Here is a 23179-nt window from a genome sequence, read left to right on the forward strand (position 1 = left end):
ATCGCAACTGGAGAGATAAATTCAACGCTATGGTTTCTTCATCAGAGCAAACCGATGAAAGGAAAGATCATGGCAAGACTGATGAAGGAATGGACGATCGATACATTCGGCGCCTCGAACCTGAAGGTCACCGAGCGGCGCGTTCCTGAGCCGGGTGCGGGCGAGGTGCTCGTTCGCACCACCGCCTTGTCGCTCAACTTTCGCGACAAGCTGGTGCTGGAAAACGGCATGGGCATGCCGCTCGTCTTCCCCTTCGTCCCGGGATCCGACATGGCCGGCGTGGTCGAAACGGTCGGCCGTGACGTCACACGGTTTCAGCCGGGCGATCGCGTCATCTCCGTATTCGACCCAACCTGGGTTGACGGTCAAAAACCAGGGACCGCCCGACATCCGACGTCGTTTGCACTCGGCGGCCCCAACCCAGGCGTCGCTTCCGAATATGTCGCCTTCCCCGAGAACTGGTTCGTGAAGGCGCCCGAGAGCCTCGACGATGGCGAGGCGAGCACCTTGCCCTGTGCCGGGCTGACCGCCTGGTTCGCGCTGGTCGAGAAGGGGCATCCGAAGGCCGGCGACCGCGTCGTCGTGCAGGGCACCGGCGGTGTTTCACTGTTCGGGCTGCAGATCGCCAAGGCGCACGGAGCCGAAGTGATCGTGACATCAGCCAGTCAGGAAAAACTCGAACGTGCGCGCGCGCTTGGAGCCGATCATGGCGTAAACCGGCTGTCGGAAGACTGGGCGGAGCGTGTTCTCGAGATTACTGGCGATCATGGTGCGGACCATATCCTCGAGCTTGCCGGCGGCGCCAATCTCGGCAAGTCGCTGCAGGCGGTGGCAATGCAGGGGCGGATCTCTGTCATCGGCGTGCTCGAAGGCGGCGAGATTTCGGCGCCGGCGCCATTCGTGCTGTTGAAGTCGCCGGTCATCCAGGGCATCGGCGTCGGCCATCGCCGGGCACTGGAGGATCTGGTCGGTGCCATCGATCGGACCGGGATCAAGCCGGTCATCGATGCCCGCTACCGGTTCGCAGAGTTGCCCGAGGCGCTGGCGCATCTCGATCGCGGGCCGTTCGGCAAGGTGGTTGTCGAGTTCTAGGGTTGAAAGACAAAGCCGCCGGATGGATTTTCCGGCGGCTTTGCTTGATGCGATCACGGGCGAACCCCTGTGGGCGCCCTTACTCCGCGGCCTGGCGGGCCATCGGGTTATTGGGATGGGTCGTCCAGTTGGCGTAGTTCGGGTCGACAGGCTTGCCGGTGCGCTGGTCGATTGTGCCGGCCGGCAGTTCTTCCATGGTGATGCAGTTTTCGACGGGACAGACGCTGACGCAGAGATTGCAGCCGACGCACTCGTCTTCCATTACCTCGAAGTGGCGTACGCCGTTGACGAACTGGGTGATCGCCTGGTGCGAGGTGTCTTCGCAGACGATGTGACAGCGGCCGCATTTGATGCAGGCATCCTGATCGATCTTGGCCTTGGCGATGTAGTTGAGGTTGAGGTACTGCCAGTCGGTGACATTCGGCACTGCGCGGCCGGTGATGTCGTCGAGGTCACGGTGACCCTTCGCATCCATCCAGTCCGAAAGGCCCGAGATCATTTCCTGGACAATCTTGAAGCCGTAGGTCATCGCCGCGGTGCAGACCTGCACGTTGCCGGCGCCAAGCACCAGGAACTCGGCCGCATCGCGCCAGGTGGTTATGCCACCGATGCCGGAGATCGGCAGGCCGTAGGTTTCGGGATCGCGGGCGATTTCGGCGACCATGTTGAGCGCGATCGGCTTGACCGCCGGGCCGCAATAGCCGCCATGGGTGCCCTTGCCGCCGACCGTCGGGTTCGGGGCGAAGTTGTCGAGATCGACCGACACGATCGAGTTGATCGTGTTGATCAGCGACACGGCGTCGGTGCCGCCGGCCTTGGCGGCGCGCGCCGGCTTGCGGATGTCAGTGATATTAGGCGTCAGCTTGGTGATGACAGGCATGCGCGTGTACTGCTTGCACCAGCGCACGACCATCTCGATATATTCCGGCACCTGGCCGACCGCAGCGCCCATGCCGCGCTCGGACATGCCGTGCGGACAGCCGAAGTTGAGCTCGATGCCGTCGGCGCCGGTTTCTTCCACCAGCGGCAGGATCGCCTTCCACGCCTCTTCCTCGCAGGGCACCATGATCGAGGCGATCAGGGCCCGGTCCGGCCAGTTCATCTTGACCTGCTTCATTTCGCGCAGGTTCACATAAAGGTCGCGGTCGGTGATGAGCTCGATATTGTTGAAGCCCAGCAGCCGGCGGTCGGCACCCCAGATCGCGCCGTAGCGCGGTCCGTTGACGTTGACGACCGGCGGTCCTTCTTCGCCGAGCGTTTTCCAGACGACGCCGCCCCAGCCAGCCTTGAAGGCGCGCTCGACGTTATAGGCCTTGTCCGTCGGCGGGGCGGATGCCAGCCAGAACGGGTTCGGGGATTTGATGCCGACGAAATTATTGCGAAGATCAGCCATTGGTTTCTCCTCCCGATCCTTTAGGCAACTGCGCTCGCGTGCGGAGCTGCCGCAGCGAGGGCCTGGTTGATCGATTCAGCCGCATCGCGGCCCATGGCGACGGCCGAGACGGTGAGGTCTTCGCCGCCGAGCACGCAGTCGCCACCGGCCCAGACGTTGTCGATCGAGGTTCGCCCTTCGGCATCGGTGACGATACGGCCGCCTTCGAGCTGCAGCGCGCCAAGGCCGCTTCCGAGGAAGCTCTGGCCGATTGCCTTGAAGATCTGGTCGGCGGCAATGATACCCGTTTCGCCGGTCGCCGTCAGCTTTCCGTCTTCAAGCGTGGTGTATTCCAGCTCGATGCCTGCGACCTTGCCGTCCTTTTCGGCAATGCGCTTCGGCTGCAGCCAATGGCGGATGGTGACGCCCTTGGAGGTGGCGAGATCCTGCTCGAACTCGGAGGCGTTCATGTGCTCCTTGCCGCGGCGATAACAGATCGTCACCTCTTCGGCGCCGAGCAGCTTTGCCTGGACGGCGGCGTCGATCGCGGTCATGCCGCCGCCGAGGACGACGACACGGCGCCCGACGGCGATGTCGGCCTTCGTCTTCGACTGACGCAGTGCTGCGATGAAGTCGACGGCATCCTCGACGCCCTCGGCGTTTTCGCCTTCCATGCGCAGGGCATTGACGCCGACGAGGCCGAGACCGAGGAAGACGGCGTCATACTGCTCGGAGAGATCGGCAAGGCTGAACTCCCGGCCGAGTGCCTGGCCGTGGCGAACCTCGATGCCGCCGATCGACAGCACATAGTCGACTTCCTTTTGGGCGAAGTCGTCGACCGACTTGTAGGCGGCGATGCCGTATTCGTTGAGGCCGCCCGACTTCGGACGGGCGTCGTATATTACGACGTCGTGGCCCTTGACGGCGAGCCGATGCGCCGCCGCCAGTCCCGCCGGTCCGGCGCCGACGACGGCGACCTTACGGCCGGAGGAAGCGGCGCGGGTGTAGAACTGCTTGTTCTCCATCATCGCCACGTCGGTCGCATAGCGCTGCAGGCGGCCGATCTCGACGGGCCGTTCCTCGGCGGTGTTGCGAACGCAGGCCTGTTCGCAGAGCGTTTCGGTGGGACAGACGCGGGCACACATGCCGCCCAGGATGTTCTGATCGAAGATCGTCTTGGCCGATCCGATCGGGTTTCCGGTCGATATCTGCCGAATGAACAGCGGGATATCGATGGAGGTGGGACAGGCCGTCATGCACGGCGCATCATGACAGAAATAACAGCGGTCGGAAGCGACGAGGGCCTCGTGCTTGTCGAGCGGCGGATGGAGGTCGGAGAAATTGCTCTCGTACTCCCCGAGCGGCAGGCGGCCGCCGAGGATCCCAGATTGTGTCGTTCCCATTTTTGGCTCCCAATGTTTTCTCAGGATGGTGGAACGGTAACACGCTTTATTTTTTTATCAAACGGTAAAAGTTTGAAGTCGAAACGACCGGAAAGCCTTGTGATCCCGGGCTTTTCTGCCGGCGCGCCAAGCCATTGTTCTTGGCCGATGTTTGACAGGGCAGGGCAAATAGTGGCAGCAAATTAGAGCGGGATGAGGAAAAGTTTTTGCGGTTTTTCGGCCGCACCCCGCTCTAAACTTACGAGAATCGATCACGATGTCTTTGGGGCAGTTCGATCCAAAACATCGTGATCCGGGGGAACGGAGAACAGGCATGGCGCGCAGGGGCGAGGCGAACAACAGGCTTGATGATGCCGCCCGGGCGGGCTGGCTATACTATGTCGCCGGCCGCACCCAGGACGAGATCGCCACCGTCATGGGGATTTCGCGCCAATCGGCGCAGCGGCTCGTTTCTCTCGCCATGTCCGAGCGGCTGATCAAGGTTCGGCTCGACCATCCGATCGCCGCATGTCTGGAGGCGGCGGCGGGCCTGCGCGACAGATACGGGCTGAAGCATGTGGAGGTCGTGCCGAGCGATCCCGGTTCGACCTCGACGACCGTCGGCATTGCCGAGGCGGGTGCTGCCGAAATCGAGCGCTGGTTGAAGTTGCCGGAGCCGCAGGTGCTGGCGATCGGTACCGGCCGCACGTTGAAAGCGGCGGTCGACCAGTTGCCGCCGATGGAATGTCCGCAGCACCGCATCGTTTCGCTGACCGGCAATATCGGCCTCGACGGCTCAGCCGCCTATTACAACGTCATCTTCAGCATGGCGGATGCGGTCAAGGCGCGGCATTTTCCGATGCCGCTGCCCGTGCTCGCCGCCTCGCCGGAGGAGCGGGAGGTGCTGCACAGCCAGAGCTTGGTGCAGGTGGCGCTGAAACTCGGGGCCGAAGCCAATGTCGCCTTCGTCGGCGTCGGCGAGCTCGGCCCGGACGCGCCGCTCTGCCAGGACGGGTTCCTGGCACAGGACGAGATGGCCGGTCTTACCAGAGCTGGCGCGGCCGGCGAGATCTGCGGCTGGATGTTCGACCATGACGGCGTATTGCTCTCCGGCAGCTTCAACGAACGCGTCGCTTCGGTGCCGCTTCCCTCGCGGGACAAGGCGTCGGTCATCGGTCTTGCCAAGGGCAGGCGCAAGTACGAAGCGCTGAGCGCGGCCGTGAAGGGCGGAATCATCAACGGTCTTATCACCGATGAGGCGACGGCGAGCTATCTGCTCAACGCCTGATCGCAATGCGAAACGTTTGAAAAGGCCGGCCGATGTGCCGGCCTTTCGCATTTGCGTAAGGAAAAAAACGGCAATCAAAACAATCCTCTAATGTTCCTGTGTGCAGCGCAGCAACGATTACGCATTGACATTTTGTCACGGGAAGTGAGTAATTGCCCATGAGCGAGGCAAATGCTCATTTCTTCTGGGAGGAAGTCGATGAACTTGAGAACTATCCTGCTGGGCACGTGCTCGGCAGTCGCGCTGTCGGGTCTGGCCCAAGCAGAAACCCTGACGATCGCGACCGTGAACAACGGCGACATGATCCGGATGCAGAAGCTGACGGAGGATTTCACGTCCAAGAATCCGGACATTCAACTCGAGTGGGTGACGCTCGAGGAAAACGTGCTGCGCCAGCGCGTGACGACCGACATCGCCACCAAGGGCGGCCAGTACGACATCATGACGATCGGCACCTATGAAGTGCCGATCTGGGCGAAGCAGGGCTGGTTGCTGCCGCTCGACAATCTCGGCGCCGACTACGATGTCGACGACCTCCTGCCGGCAATCCGCTCCGGTCTGACCATCGACGGCAAGCTCTATGCCGCGCCGTTCTACGGCGAAAGCTCGATGGTGATGTACCGCAAGGACCTGTTCGAGAAGGCCGGGCTCACCATGCCCGACGCGCCGACCTGGGAATTCATCGCCGACGCGGCGCGCAAGATCACCGACAAGAACAACGAAATCTATGGCATCTGCCTGCGCGGCAAGGCCGGCTGGGGCGAGAACATGGCCTTCCTGACGGCGACCGCGAACGCCTTCGGCGCCCGCTGGTTCGACGAGAACTGGAAGCCGCAGTTCGATCAGCCGGAATGGAAGAACGCGCTCGACTTCTACGTCAAGCTGATGAACGACGCCGGACCGCCCGGCGCTTCCTCGAACGGCTTCAACGAAAACCTGTCGCTGTTCCAGACCGGCAAGTGCGGCATGTGGATCGATGCGACGGTTGCGGCCTCCTTCGTCACCAACCCGAAGGAATCGACCGTTGCCGACAAGGTCGGCTTCGCGCTCGCTCCGGACACCGGCCTCGGCAAGCGCGGCAACTGGCTCTGGGCCTGGAACCTCGCGATCCCCGCCGGCTCGCAGAAGGTCGCCTCGGCCGAGAAGTTCATCGCCTGGGCCACCGGCAAGGACTATCTGAAGCTCGTGGCTGACAAGGAAGGCTGGGCGAACGTACCTCCGGGCACGCGCACCTCGCTCTACGCCAACCCCGAGTACCAGAAGGCGGCGCCGTTCGCGAAGATGACGCTGGACTCGATCAACGCGGCCGATCCGAAGAACCCGGCGGTCAAGCCGGTGCCCTATGTCGGCGTGCAGTTCGTGGCGATCCCTGAGTTCCAGGGCCTCGGCACGGCGGTCGGCCAGCAATTCTCGGCGGCTCTTGCCGGGCAGATGAGCGTCGACGATGCGCTTGCCAGCGCTCAGAAGCTGACCGAACGCGAAATGACCAAGGCCGGCTACATTAAGTAAGGCTCCCAAGGGCCCGGGGTGCCGGCCGCAAATGGCGGGCGCCCCGGTAATTCTCCTCCGGGTCGCTCTCCCGGAGGATGTTCCGCGGCGCGCGCGGTGACCCGTGCGCGCCCGGTCCGAGCTCTCGACAAAGCGTTGAATTCCGTCATTTAGGGGGACGCCATGGCGACCTTGCACACCCGCTCCGCCGCGCGGCTGATGATCGCGCCCTCGGTGCTTTTGCTTCTGGCCTGGATGATCGTTCCCCTGGCCATGACGATCTACTTCTCGTTCCTGCGCTACAATCTCTTGATGCCGGGAATGGAAGAGTTCGCGGGCTTTTCGAACTACAGTTACTTCCTGACCGATCCAGCCTTCTTCCAGGCGATCTTCAACACACTGGCGATCGTGCTCGGGGTGCTCTTCATCACCGTCGTCGGCGGCATCGCGCTGGCGCTGCTGCTTGATCAGCCGATGTTCGGACAGGGGATCGTGCGCATCCTGGTGATCGCGCCCTTCCTGATCATGCCGACGGTGGCAGCGCTCGTCTGGAAGAACATGTTCATGAACCCGGTCAACGGGCTCTTTGCCTGGATTGCCAAGCTGTTCGGGCTGCAGCCTTTCGACTTTCTCGCCAATGCACCGCTGATGTCGGTGATCCTGATCGTCGCCTGGCAATGGCTGCCCTTTGCGACGCTGATCCTTCTGACCGCCCTGCAGTCGCTCGATGAGGAGCAGAAGGAAGCCGCGCAGATGGACGGCGCCGGCGCCTGGAGCCGCTTCATCTATCTGGTGCTGCCGCATCTTTCCCGCGCCATCACCGTGGTCATCCTCATCCAAACGATCTTCCTGCTCTCGGTCTTCGCGGAAATCCTGGTGACGACGAATGGCGGCCCGGGCACGCAGAGCACCAACCTGACCTTCCTCGTCTATGCGCAGGCACTGCTGCAATTCGACGTGGGCGGCGCATCCGCCGGCGGCATCATCGCGGTCATCCTCGCCAACATCGTCGCATTCTTCCTGATGCGCATGATCGGCAAGACGCTGGAGGCTTGAGAACCATGGCACGCAACGTCTCCACCCAAAGAAAGATCGTCGTTACCGTCGTCGCCTGGACGATCGGCATCCTGATCTTCTTCCCGATCCTCTGGACGTTCCTGACGAGCTTCAAGACCGAGGCCGAGGCGATCGCTTCGCCGCCGTCGCTGTTGTTCTTCGACTGGACGACGGAGAACTATCATGAGGTGCAGAGCCGATCGAACTACTTCCTGCACTTCATGAACTCGGTGGTCGTTTCCTTCGGCTCGACGCTGATCGGCCTGATCATCGCCATTCCGTCCGCCTGGGCGATGGCGTTCTCGCCGACCAAGCGCACCAAGGACGTCCTGATGTGGATGCTCTCCACCAAGATGATGCCTTCGGTCGGTGTGCTGGTGCCGATGTATCTGTTGTTCCGCAACACCGGCCTGCTCGATACGCGCACCGGCCTCGTCATCGTGCTGACGCTGATCAACCTGCCGATCATCATCTGGATGCTCTACACCTACTTCAAGGAGATTCCTGGCGAGATCCTGGAGGCCGCCCGCATGGACGGCGCCTCGCTCTCCAAGGAGATCATCTATGTGCTGACGCCGATGGCGATCCCCGGCATCGCCTCGACGCTTCTGCTCAACATCATCCTCGCCTGGAACGAGGCGTTCTGGACGCTGAACCTCAGTGCCGCGAAAGCCGCGCCGCTGACGGCCTTCATCGCCTCCTATTCGAGCCCCGAAGGCCTGTTCTACGCCAAGCTCTCGGCCGCCTCGACCATGGCGATCGCCCCCATCCTCATACTCGGCTGGTTCTCGCAGAAACAGCTCGTACGCGGCCTCACCTTCGGCGCGGTCAAATAAGGGATACGACAATGGGAAGCATTACACTCAGCAAGGTTTCGAAGGTCTTCGGCGCCCATGCCGTCATCCCCTCGATCGACCTCGACATCAACAATGGCGAGTTCGTCGTCTTCGTCGGGCCGTCCGGTTGCGGAAAGTCGACGCTGCTCAGGCTGATCGCCGGGCTTGAGGATGTCAGTGATGGCGAGATCGTCATCGACGGCAAGAACGCCACCGAGCTGCCTCCGGCACAACGCGGGTTGTCGATGGTGTTCCAGTCCTATGCGCTCTACCCGCATATGAGCGTGCGCTCGAACATCGGCTTTCCGTTGAAGATGGCGAACGAGGACAAGGCGGTCATCGACAAGAAAGTGGCGGACGCAGCGCGCGTGCTCAACCTGACCGACTATCTCGACCGCAAGCCCCGGCAGCTCTCGGGTGGCCAGCGCCAGCGCGTCGCGATCGGCCGGGCGATCGTGCGCCAGCCGAAGGCCTTCCTGTTCGACGAGCCTCTGTCGAACCTCGACGCCGCCTTGCGCGTCAACATGCGGCTGGAGATCAGCCAATTGCATCAGGACCTGAAGACGACGATGGTCTATGTCACCCACGACCAGGTGGAGGCCATGACCATGGCCGACAAGATCGTGGTGCTCAATCGCGGCCGCATTGAACAGGTCGGCTCGCCGCTCGATCTCTATCATAAGCCGGACAATCTCTTCGTCGCGGGCTTCATTGGATCGCCACGCATGAACTTCGTCAACGGTGCGCCCGCTGCCGCCTATCAGGCGCACACCGTAGGCATCCGCCCCGAGCACCTGGTTCTCTCCAAGGAAAACGGCACCTGGGCCGGCACGGTCGGCGTTGCAGAGCACCTTGGCTCGGACACGTTCCTGCATGTCAATGTCGACAATATCGGAACGATGACCGCGCGCGTCAGTGGTGATTTCGCTGTCACCCATGGCGACCGGGTGTTCCTGACTCCCGACCCCCAGCGCGTCCACAGGTTCGACGACAAGGGGCTGGCAGTGCGATGAGAAGGCTCGAAGGTAAAAGCGCGCTGATCACCGGGTCTGCGCGGGGGATCGGTCGTGCCTTCGCCGAGGCTTATATCCGCGAAGGCGCCACGGTCGCGATCGCCGACATCAATATCGAACGGGCACGGCAGACGGCCTCCGAGATCGGTGCCGGCGCCTACGCGGTCGAGATGGACGTGACGCAGCAGGCATCGATCGATGCTGCGATCGCGGCGGTCGTCAGGCAAGCGGGCGGCCTCGATATCCTCGTCAACAATGCAGCACTCTTCGACCTTGCGCCGATCGTCGAAATCACCCGCGAAAGCTATGACCGGCTGTTTTCGATCAATGTTGCCGGCACGCTGTTCGCGCTGCAGGCGGCCGCAAAGCAGATGATCGCCCAGGGCAGGGGCGGCAAGATCATCAACATGGCGAGCCAGGCGGGACGCCGCGGCGAAGCGTTGGTCGCGATCTATTGCGCCACCAAGGCGGCGGTCATCAGCCTTACCCAATCGGCCGGCCTCAACCTCATCAAGCATGGCATCAACGTCAACGCTATCGCGCCCGGTGTGGTCGACGGCGAGCACTGGGACGGCGTCGATGCGCTGTTTGCGAAATACGAGAACCGCCCGCTCGGCGAAAAGAAGAAGCTGGTTGGCGCGGAGGTGCCCTTCGGCCGCATGGGAACGGCCGAGGACCTGACCGGAATGGCGATCTTCCTCGCGTCAGCCGAGAGCGACTACGTCGTCTCGCAGACCTACAACGTCGACGGCGGCAACTGGATGAGCTGAGCCTGCGCAGCCGGTGAAGCCTCGAAAGGATACGGGATCATGACGACCAAACTCTCACTTGCCGCCCTCGACACGATCAAGGCCAAGGCCGGCGTGCCGAAGTACGACCGGTCGCAATTGACGGCGGGCATCGTGCATTTCGGCGTCGGCAACTTCCACAGGGCGCACCAGGCCGTCTATCTCGACGATCTCTTCAATGCCGGCCACGACCGGGATTGGGCCATCATCGGTGCCGGCGTACTTGCCTCCGATGCAACGATGCGGGCGAAACTCGCGGCGCAGGATTTCCTGACGACGGTCGTCGAGCAGGACAACAACCGCACCGGCGCCCATATCACCGGCGCGATGATCGACTACCTGGAACCAGGCGACATCCCGGCGATCATCGCGAGGCTGACCGATCCGGCGATCCGCATCGTGTCGCTGACGATCACCGAAGGCGGTTATTTCATCGATCCGGCGTCGGGTGTATTCAACCCGACCCATCCGGCAATCGTCGCCGACGCGCAGAACCCGGCTGCTCCGAAGACCGTGTTCGGACTGATCGTCGCCGGCCTGAAAGCGCGCCGCGACAAGAACGTTCCGCCCTTCACCGTGATGTCCTGCGACAACATCCCCGGCAATGGCGAAGTCACCCATGCGGCGGTTGCGGGTCTCGCGCGGCTCGTCGATCCGGCTTTTGCCGATTGGATCGATGCCAATGTCGCTTTCCCGAACGGCATGGTGGACCGGATCACGCCGGCAACCGGCACGCGTGAAATCGGCATTGTCGCCGACGACTACGGCATAGAGGACGCCTGGCCGGTGTTCTGCGAGGAATTCAAGCAATGGGTGCTTGAAGACCATTTCCCTCTCGGCCGTCCGGCGCTGGAGAAGGTCGGCGTCCAGTTCGTGCCCGACGTCGCGCCGTACGAACACATGAAGATCCGCATCCTCAACGGCGGTCATGCGACGATCGCCTATCCGGCGGCTCTGCTCGACATTCATTTCGTGCATGAGGCGATGGAAGAGCCGCTGATCCGGGCCTTCCTTGCCAAGCTTGAACATGACGAGATCATTCCGGTCATTCCGCCCGTGCCGAACACCGATCTCGGTGATTACTACAAGCTGATCGAGACGCGCTTTGCCAATCCGAAGATCGGCGACACGATCCCGCGTCTGGCGCAGGACGGTTCCAACCGGCAGCCGAAATTCATCCTGCCGTCGACGGCCGATCGCCTAGCGCGCGGTGAGGATGTCGTCGGCCTGTCGCTGGTTTCGGCACTCTGGTGCCGCTACTTCGCCGGCACGTCCGACAGCGGCAAGGCGATTGTCTTCAACGACCAGAGCGCCGACCGGCTGAACAAGGCGGCGCTTGCTGCCAAGAACGATCCGGTGGCCTTCCTGGAGCTCGGCGATATCTTCGGCGATGTCGCGCGCTCCGATGTCTTCCGCCGCCGTTTCAGCCATGCATTGAAAACCCTCTGGGAAAAGGGTACGCGCGCTACGCTCCAGCTTTATCTGGACGACAAGCTCACCGCATAATTCCCCTGGATCAAATCGACCCAGGGACGAGATTATGCGCCAATTCAAAGCGTTACAGCGACCTTGGCGCGCCTTGAATGTCGCGTGGCGCTGTAAGGGGTAGGGTGCGATGGCGGACGCTGCGTCCAGGCTGGTGATTTTCGATTGCGACGGCGTGCTTGTCGATAGCGAGCCGATCTCGCTGGAAGTGCTGGTGGACGTGCTCTCGGCCGCCGGGGTCCCGATGACCGCCGAGGAAGCGACGGAACGATTCCTCGGGCGCAGCCTGAAAAGCATGTCGGCGATCCTCCACGACGAATATGGCCTCGCCACCGACGATGCCTTCCTCGAGGGCATGCGCCTTCGTCTTTATCAGCGCTTTCGCACCGAATTGCAGCCGATTGCAGGTATTCGCGAAGCGGTCGAAGGGCTCGAGGGCGCGTGCTGCGTCGCCTCGTCCAGCCAGCCGGAACGCATCCGCCTGTCGCTGACCGTCACCGGGCTCATTGATCTCTTCGAGCCCAATATCTTCTCCGCCACCATGGTGAAACACGGCAAGCCGGCGCCTGATCTCTTCCTGCATGCGAGCCGCGAAATGGGTTTCGCGCCCAGGGATTGCGTCGTCGTCGAGGATAGTCCGGCGGGTATAGAAGCGGCGAAGGCGGCGGGCATGCGGGTCTTCGCCTTTGCCGGCGGCAGCCATGCCCGATCCGACAGGCACCGCCAAAGTCTCGCGAATCTCGGTCCCGACGTGCTGTTTGACGACATGGGCGAATTGTTACAGTTTGTCCGCCGATAGCAGGGACAAGAGGGGCGGGACTTTCATTGATGCGTGAATTCGTCGTTGCGGTCGATGTCGGCACCGGCAGTGCGCGCGCCGGTATCTTTGACCGGAAGGGCACGCTGCTTGCGCGTGCCGATTTGCCCATCACTATGAACCGGCCGGAAGAAAACCACGCCGAACATGATTCCGAAGATATCTGGCGCGCCGTCTGCGGCGCGGTCCAGGCGGCCAAGAGCAAGGCCGGGATCGCCGCTGTAAGCGTTGCCGCGATCGGCTTCGACGCCACCTGCTCGTTGGTGGTGCGCGACCGCGAAGGCGAGCCGCTATCTGTCAACCGCAAGGGCGAGGCGCGGTGGGACACGATCGTCTGGCTCGACCATCGGGCGCTCGCCGAGGCAGATTTCTGCACGGCGACCGGCCATCCGGTGCTTGACTTCTCCGGCCGCGTGATGTCGCCGGAAATGGAAATGCCGAAGCTGATGTGGCTGAAGCGCAATCTGCCGCAACAATGGCAGAAGGCGGGTTTCTTCTTCGATCTGGCCGACTATCTTTCCTGGCGGGCGACGGGGAGCGCTGCGCGTTCGCGCTGCACGCTGACGGCGAAGTGGAATTATCTGGCGCATGAGAAGCGCGGCTGGCAGCCGGACTATCTCGAAAAGATCGGGCTTGAAGATCTCATCGAACGCGGCGGGCTGCCGGAAGAAACGCTGCCGATCGGAGGCTCGATCGGTCATTTGAGCGCTGCGGCCGCCGCAGAGCTTGGGCTCGACGAAGCCTGCCAGGTGGCGCCGGGTCTGATCGACGCCTATGCCGGTGCGCTCGGCGTCGTCGGCGGGTTCATCGGGAAGCCGGAGAAGCTTGAAAAACAACTCGCGCTGATCGCCGGTACATCGAGCTGCATCGTCGCCTTTTCCAAGGACATGAAGCCGGGCTTCGGCATGTGGGGCCCCTATTACGAAGCGGTTCTTCCGGGCGCCTGGCTGATCGAGGGCGGGCAATCGGCGACAGGTGCGCTGCTCGACCATATCGTGCGGCTGCATGGCGGCGGCCTTGAACCAACGGCAGAGACGCACGGCCGGATCATCGCCCGGGTGCAGGAACTGCGCGCCGAGCAGGGCGCCGCTTTCGCCGATCGCCTGCACGTGCTTCCCGATTTCCATGGCAACCGTTCGCCGCTCGCCGACCCGCATGGGCTCGGGGTTATCAGCGGCTTGCCGCTCGATTCCTCCTTCGATGCGCTCTGCCGTCTCTATTGGCGCAGTTGCGTCGCGATCGCGCTCGGCATCCGTCACATCCTGGAAATGATGCGGGAGGTCGGCTACCAGCTCGACACGCTCCACGTCACCGGCGGCCACGTGCGCAACGCGCTTCTGATGGAGCTCTACTGCGATGTCACCGGATGCCGTGTGGTTGCGCCGCAGGCGCCGGACGCGGTGTTGCTCGGCACGGCGATGGCGGCTGCGGTTGCCGGCGGCATCCACCGGGATCTCGCCGCCGCAGGGGCAGGAATGGCGTCGGAGGGGCACGAGCGCCTGCCGAATACAAGTGTTCGCGGCACCTATGACCGCGATTACCGCCGCTTCCTGGCGCTCTACCGCCATCGTGATGAACTCGACAAGATGCAGTGAAGCGGTAGGCCGAAACGGTCAGGGCGGGCGCTTGGAACCTTTTGCCCCGTCGCGCATTCTGCTTGCGACCGGACGGTGGCGCGCATAGCCCCCAATGCCGCGCCGGAGGCAGACCGCCGGCCTACAACTCACACTCCCCGAGTGAGTTGCACATACCAGCCAGTGCCTTCCCTCGGCACTGGCTGTCGTGTTTCCGGGGTAAGCCAAAGAGATGCTGCGGGAAATGTGAAACGGCGGGATGAGGCCGGTTGACATGAAGTCGTGCCGGCGAGTGTGCCTTCGCGCGAATATCGGGAGCTGGCGCAATGTCAGGAATGGCTGATTTCGGGAAACCCGGTCATTTCGCCGCTTCGACGAAACGGCAAAATGGACTACGGCGTCGCGGCCCTTTGTGACGCGCGACGCTGTAGCACTTTGAATGACCTGCATGTTCTTGCCTTTGACCGGCTGCGATCAAAGGAAACATGCAGGTTGCACTCAGGCCGCCGCCTTGGTCGATTCGTTGAAGAACAACGCCTGGCTGATCAGTGCCTTGACCATATCCGGGTTGAACGGCTTGGTGACCAGGAAGGTCGGTTCCGGCCGCTCGCCGGTCAGGAGCCGTTCCGGGAAGGCGGTGATGAAGATCACCGGAATGGCGCTCGTCTTCAGGATGTCGTTGACCGCGTCGATGCCCGAGCTGCCGTCGGCGAGCTGGATATCGGCAAGCACCATGCTTGGCCGCGTCCTCTTGTAGAGGGCGATCGCTTCGTCGCGCGTCCGGGCGATGCCGGTGACCCGATGGCCGAGGCTCTCGACCATCTGTTCGATATCGATGGCGATCAGCGGTTCGTCCTCGATGATCATGATATCGGTCGCGACCTGGCGCGAAATTTCCTGCGAGGCGCGGTCGAGCAGGCTGCCGACCTTATCGGTGGACACGTCGAGAACCTCGGCGGCTTCCTCGGGACGAAAACCTTCGACCGAGACCAGCAGGAAGGCCTGGCGGGCAAGGGGCGAAACGGTTGCGAGATTGATCGATGCGCGCTGTTCCCAGGCAAAAGGCGAGATCGGTTCCGGCACAAGCACGGACGAGGAACCGAAAAGTGAGGTGAAGAGCCGGAACAGGCCAACGCGATCATTGCTCGCTTCCGGGAAAATCGACGTGTCGGCGATCAGCGCTTCGAGAACGGCAGCGACATAGGCGTCGCCTGATGTCTGCGAGCCGGTCAGCGCGCGCGAATAACGGCGCAGATACGGCAGAAGCGGTGCGATCCGCGTGGACAATGTCATAGGGGAACTCCCTCGAGTATCTTTCTACGGTGACGTTGCGAGAACGCCGGACGTAAAAAAAGGTTCCGCGAGGGAACATTTCAATTTTCCGCTGCGTTATGGCGGCTATGGACACTCGAAAGCGACAGTTTGACAATGAAATATAAAACAGGGGCAGGGCGGACTACCGGCACGACCTTATGGACAGAAGACCCAAATGCGCAGATCGCAGCAAAGCTGAAAGCGCTTTATCAGTCCGTGCAGGAAGAGGCGATACCCGCGCGTTTTCTCGATCTTCTGGAAAAGCTCGACGCAGCCGAGCAGCAATCTGCGCTGCAGGGCAGGGAGTAAGTGCCAGAATGTCGTCCGAAAAAAATGATTTCAAGCGAGAGATGCTTGCCGCCTTGCCGAGCCTGCGTGCCTTCGCCATGTCGTTGATCGGTCGCCACGACCGTGCCGACGATCTGGTGCAGGACACGATCATGAAGGCCTGGGCGAAGCAGGACCATTTCGAGATGGGCACCAATATGAAGGCCTGGCTCTTCACGATCCTGCGCAACGAGCTCTACAGCCAGATGCGCAAGCGCGGGCGCGAGGTGCAGGATACCGACGGCCACTTCACCGAGTCGCTGGCCCATCATCCCGAGCAATACGGCTCGCTCGACCTGCAGGATTTCCGGCGCGCGCTCGACATGCTGCCGCCGGACCAGCGCGAAGCGATCATCCTGGTCGGAGCTTCCGGTTTCTCCTACGAGGAGGCGGCGACGATCTGCGGCTGTGCCCTTGGCACGATCAAGAGCCGGGTCAACCGCGCGCGTCAGCGGCTGCAGGATATCCTGCAGGTGAAGGGTGAAAACGACTACGGGCCGGATGAAACCTCGGCTCCGATCACGTCGCGGGCCTTCATCTCCTGAGCGAAGGAATTTCGGGCAGGACACCGTTGCAAAAGTGGCGGTGTCCTGCTTTCACTGGCGGCTTGAGCCCACAGGGGACATGCCGTGACGGCTGGCATCGACTGACGAATGCGCAGTGATGACGATTTTGGGGCGAGACGCTTCAGAATCGAGCGGGATGCGGGTAGATCGCCAGGGCTTCCTCATCTCGTTCAGATTGAGAATTGAGACCGTATGCACGTGAGGACAGAGAAAACGGACCCGCCCGTGACGAGGCTGCTCGACGCGCCCGAGCGTCTTGGCGTTCTGCATGCGACCGTGCCCGACATGGCCGTTCCGGACCGGGATTTCGACGGGATCGTCGAAATTGCTGCCGGGCTTTTCGACGCTCAGATCGCACTGGTGACGCTGATCGACCGCGAATGGCAGTGGTTCAAGGCGGCCGTCGGCACCGCCGAGACCCGTGCCCCATCCGAAGAGGCGTTTTGTCCGCATGTGACCGCGGCGGCCGACGCCAGCCTCGTCGTGCTCGACGCTTCCACCGATCCGCGGTTCGCGCGCCATCGACAGGTCAAGGGGCCGCCATTTCTGCGTTTCTATGCCGGTGCGCCGATCGTGCTCGAGGGGCAGGCGGTGGGCACGGTTTGTGTGTTCGACGACAAGCCGCGTGCCGAGGTGTCGCAACCGCTCATTCACCAATTGTGCCGGCTTGCCGCGCTCGCAGCCTCGCTCTTCAAGGTGAAGGACGAAGCCCGTCGGCGCGCGCTAAAGGAGGCGGCGTTGTCGCGTGAGGAGCAGCGGCACGCGATGGCGCTCGAAGCGGCGAATATCGGCAGCTGGCTTTGGGATATCCGCTCAGGTGCGATCGCCTGCAACAGCGCATTGAAACGCATGTTCGGACTTTCGGCCGAGCGTTCGGTCGGTGCCCGGGACATCTTCGGCGCGATCCACGTCGACGATCGCGGCGCGACTTTCGCCAAGCTTCGCCAGGCGATGAAGGCTGACGATGAATATGACGGCATGTTCCGCATTGGCGATACCGGTCGCTGGCTGCTTGGCCGCGGCCGCGTGCACGACCGGGACGGCAAGGGCAATCCGCTTACCTTCATCGGGGTGACGATCGATGTTACCGACCAGCAGGCTTCGGCGCAGCGCACCCGGCTCCTGCTCAAGGAGCTCAATCACCGGGTCAAGAACACATTGGCCATGCTGCAATCGCTTGCGCGCCAGACGCTTCGCCAGACGAGCGACCCGGCCGAATTCATGACGGCGTTTGCCGGCCGCTTGCAGGCGATCTCCGAGGCGCATGGTTTGCTCTCCGATCATGAGTGGGGCACCATCCGTCTTGCCGACCTGATCGCCAAGCAACTGCTGCCGCATGTGAGCGCCTATGCGGACCAGATCGAACTGCACAAGGACGAAGTGTCGCTCGGTCCCGACCAGGCCGTCGGTCTCGGGCTGGTCCTGCACGAGCTTGCAACCAACGCCGTGAAGTACGGATCGCTGTCGGTGCCGAAAGGCAAGGTCGTATTGACGGCGCGAAACGTCGTCGAAGACGGCGACACCGTTCTTCATCTCACCTGGACCGAGGTCGGTGGGCCGCCGGTGCGCGAGCCAAAGCGGCGCGGCTTCGGCTCCATCCTCATCGAGCGCAGCCTCGACAAGGTGCTGGGCAGTTCGGTGAAGGTGGAGTATCTCCCCGCCGGGGTGACGGCGCTGATCCGGTTGCCGCTCTAACGGGACCTCACCCGCCATCGAGACGACTGGCTTGCTGCGTGCATCAGTCGTCGTGTTTGCGTCGGCGTCGCTTGCCGGTGCCGAGAAGCGCGCCGATCGCAACAGCCGTCGCGACGGCGAGAAGCGGCTGTTTGCGCAGGATGCCGGCTGCTGCGAGCAGGGTCAGATTGGTCTGCATTTGCGTGCGACGGCGGCGTTCTTCCTGGCGCCGCCGGTCACGATTCTGCAGAGAGACGAGGATGCCAACCAGCACCAGCGCGGTGACGACCAAGGCGCCGGCGATTGCAGCCGCGGCCGCGACCGGGGAATAGCGCGCGCTGAGATAAAGAAAGGCGGCGGCGAGCGCGAAGACATAGGCGGTGACGAGCAACAGCCCTATGACGCTCCATAGGGCTGCATTGCGCTTCACACGAGAGGCGGCGGCGCCGATATCGGCGGCCAAGAGGCTGGCGAGGGCGGCCGTCAATGGTCCCATGCGTTACTCCCGTCGTGATCGACCCTCAGAATTGGAGCGGGATCACCCCGCCCCGTACCGCGAGCTCTTGCCCGCGAGCCAGGTTCGGCCGATTGCACGTCAGCGGCGAAGCAATGCTGCCACCGCGAGGCCGATCAAAGCGGCCGCGCCGAGTGTGGCGATGGGATGCTCGCGAACTGCGTGGCGAACCTGTTTTTCCGTGCCGGCATAACGGTCGCGAAGTTCGGCCAACAGGTCTTCGCCGCTTGCCAGCAATTCGCTGATGCCGGCTTCGGCCTGTTCACGGGCGTCGTGCGCCTTGCCGCGTGCCTGCTTTGTGGCGGCCGATCCGCGATCGGCGAGCAATGCGACGAGCGTTGCCACGTCACTGCGCAGCTCGCCCAGTTGTTCCTCGATGGAGATATCGGCGAGCTTGCCGTTGCTTTTTGTCGATCGCGAGCTCGAGCCGGAGAAGAGGCTAGGCGCCATGATGGATACTCCCTTTCACGCATGCGCCGGCCGCGAACGGTCGGCGCTGTCTGACGGAACCGGCGGACACAACTAGAGGCCCTTGCCGGCGCTTCGGGAGAACAACGCACAAGTGCGGAAATTGTTTCGATAAATCTTGGTGTTGAGGCTCGGGAAATCCGGAGGCCCCAATGGGCATCTGCCGGATCCGCGGGCGTGGCGTCAGAGCGATGCTGTCTGCGGCAGGACGAACGGCACGTGCGGTGCCGGCGCGACACCCACCTGCATGCGGCAGCCGAAGACGGCTTCCATCGTCTCGTCGGTCAGGACCTCGCGGGGTGCACCGCTGGCGCGGACCTTGCCGGCCTTCATCATCACCATTCGGTCGGCGAACATGGCTGTCAGGTTGAGGTCGTGCATCACCGCGACGACCCCGCCGCCGCGCTCGCAGAACTTGCGGGCGAGTTGCATGATCCCGAGCTGGTGGCGGATATCGAGGCTCGAAACGGGTTCGTCGAGCAGCAGGTAGCGCGGCTCGCCGTCGATGACCGGATCGGTGATCTGGCAGAGGACGCGGGCAAGCTGCACGCGCTGCTGCTCGCCGCCCGACAGTTCCTGGTAGAAGCGCCCGGCAAAGCCGGCGAGGTCCACCGCTTCCAACGCCTCGGCCGTGACCCGGTCGTGCGCGGCGGGATCCGCATTGGCACCGGCGGCAAGGCCCAATCTTACAACCTCGCGCACGGTGAACGGGAAGGAGATGACCGTCGATTGGGGCAGCACGCCGCGCATCAGCGCGAGCTCCCATGGCTTCAGCCCGCGCAGGTCGCGGCCGTTGATGCGGATCGTTCCGTTCGACGGCGACAGCTCACCCGAGATCGCCTTCAGCGTCGTGGTCTTGCCGGAGCCGTTCGGGCCGACGATGGCAGTCAGTGCGCCGGGCAGCGCCTCGAGCGAGACGCCGTGGATGACAGGTCGCCCGCCGAGGCGGACGGAAAGATTGGAGACGTTGATCATGCCTTCGCTCAGAGTCCCATGTTCGAACGGCCGCGCAGCAGGATCCAGAGGAAGAATGGCGCGCCGATAAAGGCGGTGACGATGCCGATCGGCAGTTCCGCCGGGGAGACGATGGTACGTGCGATCATATCGGCGAGGATCAAAAGCGTGCCGCCGAGCAGCGCCGAGGCGGGCAGTAGGTAGCGATGATCGGGGCCGATGACGAGACGCAGCAGATGCGGGACGACGATGCCGACGAAGCCGATGCCGCCGCTGACAGCGACGGACGCGCCGGTTGCCGCGGCGACGCTGACGATTGCGATGTTCTTCAGCCGCTGGACGGGAATGCCCATGTGGAAGGCGGCCGCTTCGCCGAGCGTGATGGCATTTAGCCCGCGCGCCAGGAAAGGGGTAACGGCGAGCGAAGCGACGATGATCGGCGCCGCAGCCAGGATCTTCGTCCAGTTGGCCCCCGCCAGCGAGCCGAGCCCCCAGAAGGTCAGGTCGCGCAATTGCTTGTCATCGGCTCTGAAGACGAGAACGCCGGTGACCGCACCGGTCAGCGCGCCGAGCGCGATGCCGGCGAGCAGCAGCGTGGCAATCGACGTCTGGCCACCGCGAGTGGCGATACGGTAGAGCAGCAGCGTCGTGACAAGGCCGCCAACGAAAGCCGCCACCGGCAACGCATAGAAGCCGAACAGCGCGAAGAGCGGCCCGAAGGCGGCGGTTCCAAGTACGATCAGCAGCACGGCGCCGAGGCTCGCGCCCGATGACACGCCGACGAGGCCAGGATCGGCCAGCGGATTGCGGAAAAGGCCCTGCATGACGACGCCGGAAACGGCGAGCGAAGCGCCGACGAGCATGCCGAGCACGGCGCGGGGCAAGCGGATATCGAGAATGATGATGCGGTCGCGGATGCTCAGGGCCTGATCGGCCTCACCCATCAGCCAGCGCCAGACGTTGGCGAGCGATGCATCGGCGGCACCGGTCATGATCGAGCCGACGAAGGTCGCGACCGCAAACGTGATCAGGGCGGCGATGACGAGACGCGCCAGCCGCGAGCGGTTGCCCGAGCGCCATTCCTTGCGGATATCGGCGGCAAAAGCGGTCAGGCGCATGCCGCGGTCCAATGCCTCACTGCGAGGCATTGGCCTTCTTCCCGTAGATTGCGGCATTCAGTTCGCGGATGGCGCTTGCAGTGCGCGGGCCGAAGCCGAGCAGGTGCAGGCCGTCCATGCGGATCAGCGCCTTGTTCTTGGCGGCCGGCGTGAGGCTGAGCGCCGGAAGCGCGAAGAGTTCGTCCGCCTTGGCTGAATGTTCGCCGCCGCGGTCCATCATCAGGATGACATCGGGCTTGGCCTCGATGATCGCCTCGTCGGTCAGTGCCTTGTAGCCGGGGAAGGTGCCGACCGCGTTGATGGCGCCCGAGAGTTCGATGATGCCGTTGGCGGCGGTTCCCTGTCCCGAGGCCATGACCTTGCCGCCCTGCGTACTCAGGATGAAGAGCACGCGCTTGCGTTCGGCTTCCGGACGGGCGGCATTCTCGGAGACTGCCGCATCGAGATCGGCCTCGACGCTCTTTACCAGGGTTTCGGCCTTTTCCTCGACACCGAGGAAGGTGCCGACGGCGCGGATCTTGGCGGGGATGCCGGCCTTGTCGAACGTTTCCGGCACACTGGTGAAGGCGATATTCGCCTCCTTCAGCACGGCCAGCGCCTCTGGTGGGCCGCTGCCTTCGACGGCGATGATCGCGCTCGGGTTGGCGGCGATGATGCCTTCCGGTGCGAGCTGGCGCATGTAGCCGACATCCGGCAGCGCCTTTGCCGCCTCCGGATAGGTGCTGGTGGAATCGCGACCGACGAGGCGACCTTCCTCGCCGAGCGCATAGATGATCTCGGTGATCGCTCCGCCGACCGAAACGACGCGCGAGACGTCGGTCTTCTGCATGTCCTCGGCCATCGCCGGCCGGATGAAGGAGGGGGCACCGGGTGCCACCGCCGGCAACAGGAAGGGAGCCGAAAGGGCGAAGGCGGCGAGCGCCAGTTCCCAGCGGCGAAGGCGACGGAAGTCGAGACCCTTGATCATCTGAGTATCCTATCCTGTCCTCAGGCGGCGACAGTCGTGTCGAGACGCGGCAGGCCTTCGGCGATGGAGCGCCATTCCGGCCGTTCCGCGAGACCCTCTTTCCGCTTGCCGAAGAACTGGATGATCATCTCGCCCTTGGCGTCGAGCGCCTCGATCGAGGTGACATGGCCGTCGGCCGTCGGCTTGCGCACGGCCCAGAGTTCGGCGATGTGATCGGTGCGCAGATGCAGATGGAAGGTCGGGTCCATGACGTTCAGCCACGGGCCCATCGGCGCGATCTTGGCAATCGGACCGGAATGGATCTGGATCATGCCGCGGTTGCCGACAAAGCACATGATCGGCAGTTCGATTTCGGCGCTCGCGCGCATCATGGCTTCGATGCTGGAGGGGTCGAGCTGCCAGGCGAAATCCTCGCCGATGTTGCTGAGCGCCTGGCGACGGCCGATCTTCAGCTTGCGCAGCATGCCATGGAACTGGTGCGTGTCCGTCATTTTCGTCCAGCGGTCGCGCAGTTCGACGACATCGACCACGGTTTCCGGCTTGTCGTCGGTTGCCGGCACGCTGGCGTCGACGGCGAATTCCTGCGTCTGGTCGTCAAGACGGAAGTCCGCGACGATCTTGTCATAGGCGGCAACGTTCGATTCCGGGCGCAGATGCACCTTGTGCACCGCATTGCCCCACTTGTCGAAGAACTGCAGGCTCTTGCGGGCTTCACCCTGGTCGTCCGTCTTCGTCACGGCGAAAGCGTGCGCCCAGGCGCTCGGGAAAACCCGCAGGTCGATCTGCTCGCCGAGCACGATGCTCGCCATCTCGCCGGTGGTGATCTTCTCGTAAACGCCGATCTTCTCGTGGACCGCGCTTTCGTTGCGGGTCAGCGCCATGACTTCGCCGAGTTCCTCGACGCGCGACAGGAAGCGGTTGGCATCGGCATCGATGCGCACGGCGGTCAACCCACATTCGGCAGCAACGAGAGCGGCTTCGGAAACACCGAGCTGGGCTGCGATATCACGCTCGCGCATCTTCGGGTTCTCGGCGCGATAGGCGCGGATTTCGGAAGGAGTGGGGCGGAGGCTCTCGGTCATTTTC

The 23179-nt window shown here is 63.2% G+C and carries 22 protein-coding genes; 13 read left to right on the top strand and 9 right to left on the bottom strand.

The features are described from left to right. The first annotated feature begins 69 nt into the window (after nt 1–69). On the top strand, nt 70–1092 hold the full coding sequence (locus V7S54_RS28580) for a zinc-dependent alcohol dehydrogenase family protein (protein ID WP_065374373.1): 1023 nt from the start codon (nt 70–72) through the stop codon (nt 1090–1092). Between the two features lie 79 nt (nt 1093–1171). Here the strand turns inward: V7S54_RS28580 and preA are convergent, their stop codons facing one another. Next, nucleotides 1172–2485, bottom strand: coding sequence for an NAD-dependent dihydropyrimidine dehydrogenase subunit PreA (gene preA, locus V7S54_RS28585; protein ID WP_065374372.1), 1314 nt, complete (start codon nt 2483–2485; stop codon nt 1172–1174). Between the two features lie 20 nt (nt 2486–2505). Further along, nucleotides 2506–3867, bottom strand: coding sequence for an NAD(P)-dependent oxidoreductase (locus V7S54_RS28590; protein ID WP_065374371.1), 1362 nt, complete (start codon nt 3865–3867; stop codon nt 2506–2508). Between the two features lie 313 nt (nt 3868–4180). Here V7S54_RS28590 and V7S54_RS28595 point away from each other — a divergent pair, with 313 nt between their 5' ends. From V7S54_RS28595 to V7S54_RS28635, 9 genes are all read left to right on the top strand, one after another. Next, on the top strand, nt 4181–5134 hold the full coding sequence (locus V7S54_RS28595) for a sugar-binding transcriptional regulator (RefSeq protein ID WP_065374370.1): 954 nt from the start codon (nt 4181–4183) through the stop codon (nt 5132–5134). Nucleotides 5135–5332: 198 nt separating this feature from the next. Continuing rightward, complete coding sequence (locus tag V7S54_RS28600) at nt 5333–6643, top strand: ABC transporter substrate-binding protein (RefSeq protein WP_065374369.1); 1311 nt, start codon at nt 5333–5335, stop codon at nt 6641–6643. A 162-nt stretch (nt 6644–6805) separates the two neighbouring features. Further along, on the top strand, nt 6806–7678 hold the full coding sequence (locus V7S54_RS28605) for a carbohydrate ABC transporter permease (protein WP_065374368.1): 873 nt from the start codon (nt 6806–6808) through the stop codon (nt 7676–7678). 5 nt (nt 7679–7683) lie between these two features. Continuing rightward, on the top strand, nt 7684–8514 hold the full coding sequence (locus V7S54_RS28610; protein WP_065374367.1) for a carbohydrate ABC transporter permease: 831 nt from the start codon (nt 7684–7686) through the stop codon (nt 8512–8514). 11 nt (nt 8515–8525) lie between these two features. Beyond that, nucleotides 8526–9527: an ABC transporter ATP-binding protein gene (locus V7S54_RS28615; RefSeq protein WP_065374366.1), complete on the top strand. Its 1002-nt coding sequence runs from the start codon at nt 8526–8528 to the stop codon at nt 9525–9527. After that, a complete protein-coding gene (locus tag V7S54_RS28620) occupies nt 9524–10297 on the top strand; it encodes an L-iditol 2-dehydrogenase (protein WP_058320778.1) in 774 nt (257 codons plus the stop codon). The genes V7S54_RS28615 and V7S54_RS28620 overlap by 4 nt, the downstream gene beginning before the upstream one ends. A 39-nt stretch (nt 10298–10336) precedes the next feature. Beyond that, nucleotides 10337–11821, top strand: a complete 1485-nt coding sequence (locus tag V7S54_RS28625; protein ID WP_065374365.1) for a mannitol dehydrogenase family protein — start codon at nt 10337–10339, stop codon at nt 11819–11821. Nucleotides 11822–11930: 109 nt separating this feature from the next. Then, nucleotides 11931–12599, top strand: a complete 669-nt coding sequence (locus V7S54_RS28630; protein WP_058320780.1) for an HAD family hydrolase — start codon at nt 11931–11933, stop codon at nt 12597–12599. A gap of 29 nt (nt 12600–12628) precedes the next feature. Continuing rightward, on the top strand, nt 12629–14212 hold the full coding sequence (locus V7S54_RS28635) for an FGGY-family carbohydrate kinase (protein WP_065374364.1): 1584 nt from the start codon (nt 12629–12631) through the stop codon (nt 14210–14212). A gap of 477 nt (nt 14213–14689) precedes the next feature. On the opposite strand, the gene V7S54_RS28640 is transcribed toward V7S54_RS28635, so the two are convergent. Continuing rightward, nucleotides 14690–15484: a response regulator gene (locus tag V7S54_RS28640; RefSeq protein WP_057249067.1), complete on the bottom strand. Its 795-nt coding sequence runs from the start codon at nt 15482–15484 to the stop codon at nt 14690–14692. Nucleotides 15485–15619: 135 nt separating this feature from the next. Between V7S54_RS28640 and V7S54_RS28645 the strand changes: the two genes are divergently transcribed. The 3 genes from V7S54_RS28645 (at nt 15620) to V7S54_RS28655 (ending at nt 18093) form a co-directional block, all read left to right on the top strand. Further along, the gene (locus tag V7S54_RS28645; protein WP_058320782.1) at nt 15620–15814 is read left to right on the top strand and encodes a NepR family anti-sigma factor; all 195 of its coding nucleotides are present in this window, start codon (nt 15620–15622) and stop codon (nt 15812–15814) included. Nucleotides 15815–15822: 8 nt separating this feature from the next. Continuing rightward, complete coding sequence (locus V7S54_RS28650; protein WP_065374363.1) at nt 15823–16377, top strand: RNA polymerase sigma factor; 555 nt, start codon at nt 15823–15825, stop codon at nt 16375–16377. A 213-nt stretch (nt 16378–16590) separates the two neighbouring features. After that, nucleotides 16591–18093 (top strand): sensor histidine kinase, encoded by a 1503-nt coding sequence (locus V7S54_RS28655; protein ID WP_065374362.1) that lies wholly within the window; start codon nt 16591–16593, stop codon nt 18091–18093. A gap of 43 nt (nt 18094–18136) precedes the next feature. Here V7S54_RS28655 and V7S54_RS28660 read toward each other — a convergent pair whose 3' ends face one another. The 6 genes from V7S54_RS28660 to V7S54_RS28685 form a co-directional block, all read right to left on the bottom strand. After that, nucleotides 18137–18568: a hypothetical protein gene (locus V7S54_RS28660; RefSeq protein WP_065374361.1), complete on the bottom strand. Its 432-nt coding sequence runs from the start codon at nt 18566–18568 to the stop codon at nt 18137–18139. A gap of 99 nt (nt 18569–18667) precedes the next feature. Then, nucleotides 18668–19036: a DUF883 family protein gene (locus tag V7S54_RS28665; protein WP_065374360.1), complete on the bottom strand. Its 369-nt coding sequence runs from the start codon at nt 19034–19036 to the stop codon at nt 18668–18670. Nucleotides 19037–19237: 201 nt separating this feature from the next. Continuing rightward, nucleotides 19238–20029 carry a heme ABC transporter ATP-binding protein gene (locus tag V7S54_RS28670; RefSeq protein WP_065374359.1) on the bottom strand — a complete coding sequence of 264 codons (792 nt, stop codon included), beginning with the start codon at nt 20027–20029 and terminating at the stop codon, nt 19238–19240. 8 nt (nt 20030–20037) lie between these two features. Further along, a complete protein-coding gene (locus V7S54_RS28675; RefSeq protein ID WP_065374358.1) occupies nt 20038–21156 on the bottom strand; it encodes a FecCD family ABC transporter permease in 1119 nt (372 codons plus the stop codon). Continuing rightward, nucleotides 21143–22093 (bottom strand): heme/hemin ABC transporter substrate-binding protein, encoded by a 951-nt coding sequence (locus V7S54_RS28680; protein WP_065374357.1) that lies wholly within the window; start codon nt 22091–22093, stop codon nt 21143–21145. The genes V7S54_RS28675 and V7S54_RS28680 overlap by 14 nt, the downstream gene beginning before the upstream one ends. A gap of 20 nt (nt 22094–22113) precedes the next feature. Beyond that, the gene (locus V7S54_RS28685) at nt 22114–23175 is read right to left on the bottom strand and encodes a hemin-degrading factor (RefSeq protein ID WP_065374464.1); all 1062 of its coding nucleotides are present in this window, start codon (nt 23173–23175) and stop codon (nt 22114–22116) included. Nucleotides 23176–23179: the final 4 nt, after the last annotated feature.

The organism is Ensifer sp. CCNWLY38 (assembly GCF_037120565.1).
In the GTDB taxonomy this organism is placed as follows: Bacteria; Pseudomonadota; Alphaproteobacteria; order Rhizobiales; family Rhizobiaceae; genus Ensifer; species Ensifer adhaerens_H.

What these genes read in the sequence shown, in the direction of transcription:
- V7S54_RS28630 (WP_058320780.1), top strand. Translation starts at nt 11,931, where the DNA reads ATGGCGGACGCTGCGTCCAGGCTGGTGATTTTCGATTGCGACGGCGTG.
- V7S54_RS28600 (WP_065374369.1), top strand. Translation starts at nt 5,333, where the DNA reads ATGAACTTGAGAACTATCCTGCTGGGCACGTGCTCGGCAGTCGCGCTG.
- preA (WP_065374372.1), bottom strand. Translation starts at nt 2,485, where the DNA reads ATGGCTGATCTTCGCAATAATTTCGTCGGCATCAAATCCCCGAACCCG.
- V7S54_RS28660 (WP_065374361.1), bottom strand. Translation starts at nt 18,568, where the DNA reads ATGGGACCATTGACGGCCGCCCTCGCCAGCCTCTTGGCCGCCGATATC.
- V7S54_RS28670 (WP_065374359.1), bottom strand. Translation starts at nt 20,029, where the DNA reads ATGATCAACGTCTCCAATCTTTCCGTCCGCCTCGGCGGGCGACCTGTC.
- V7S54_RS28615 (WP_065374366.1), top strand. Translation starts at nt 8,526, where the DNA reads ATGGGAAGCATTACACTCAGCAAGGTTTCGAAGGTCTTCGGCGCCCAT.
- V7S54_RS28655 (WP_065374362.1), top strand. Translation starts at nt 16,591, where the DNA reads ATGCACGTGAGGACAGAGAAAACGGACCCGCCCGTGACGAGGCTGCTC.
- V7S54_RS28580 (WP_065374373.1), top strand. Translation starts at nt 70, where the DNA reads ATGGCAAGACTGATGAAGGAATGGACGATCGATACATTCGGCGCCTCG.
- V7S54_RS28685 (WP_065374464.1), bottom strand. Translation starts at nt 23,175, where the DNA reads ATGACCGAGAGCCTCCGCCCCACTCCTTCCGAAATCCGCGCCTATCGC.
- V7S54_RS28680 (WP_065374357.1), bottom strand. Translation starts at nt 22,093, where the DNA reads ATGATCAAGGGTCTCGACTTCCGTCGCCTTCGCCGCTGGGAACTGGCG.
- V7S54_RS28620 (WP_058320778.1), top strand. Translation starts at nt 9,524, where the DNA reads ATGAGAAGGCTCGAAGGTAAAAGCGCGCTGATCACCGGGTCTGCGCGG.
- V7S54_RS28625 (WP_065374365.1), top strand. Translation starts at nt 10,337, where the DNA reads ATGACGACCAAACTCTCACTTGCCGCCCTCGACACGATCAAGGCCAAG.
- V7S54_RS28665 (WP_065374360.1), bottom strand. Translation starts at nt 19,036, where the DNA reads ATGGCGCCTAGCCTCTTCTCCGGCTCGAGCTCGCGATCGACAAAAAGC.
- V7S54_RS28590 (WP_065374371.1), bottom strand. Translation starts at nt 3,867, where the DNA reads ATGGGAACGACACAATCTGGGATCCTCGGCGGCCGCCTGCCGCTCGGG.
- V7S54_RS28610 (WP_065374367.1), top strand. Translation starts at nt 7,684, where the DNA reads ATGGCACGCAACGTCTCCACCCAAAGAAAGATCGTCGTTACCGTCGTC.
- V7S54_RS28635 (WP_065374364.1), top strand. Translation starts at nt 12,629, where the DNA reads ATGCGTGAATTCGTCGTTGCGGTCGATGTCGGCACCGGCAGTGCGCGC.
- V7S54_RS28645 (WP_058320782.1), top strand. Translation starts at nt 15,620, where the DNA reads ATGAAATATAAAACAGGGGCAGGGCGGACTACCGGCACGACCTTATGG.
- V7S54_RS28640 (WP_057249067.1), bottom strand. Translation starts at nt 15,484, where the DNA reads ATGACATTGTCCACGCGGATCGCACCGCTTCTGCCGTATCTGCGCCGT.
- V7S54_RS28675 (WP_065374358.1), bottom strand. Translation starts at nt 21,156, where the DNA reads ATGCCTCGCAGTGAGGCATTGGACCGCGGCATGCGCCTGACCGCTTTT.
- V7S54_RS28605 (WP_065374368.1), top strand. Translation starts at nt 6,806, where the DNA reads ATGGCGACCTTGCACACCCGCTCCGCCGCGCGGCTGATGATCGCGCCC.
- V7S54_RS28595 (WP_065374370.1), top strand. Translation starts at nt 4,181, where the DNA reads ATGGCGCGCAGGGGCGAGGCGAACAACAGGCTTGATGATGCCGCCCGG.
- V7S54_RS28650 (WP_065374363.1), top strand. Translation starts at nt 15,823, where the DNA reads ATGTCGTCCGAAAAAAATGATTTCAAGCGAGAGATGCTTGCCGCCTTG.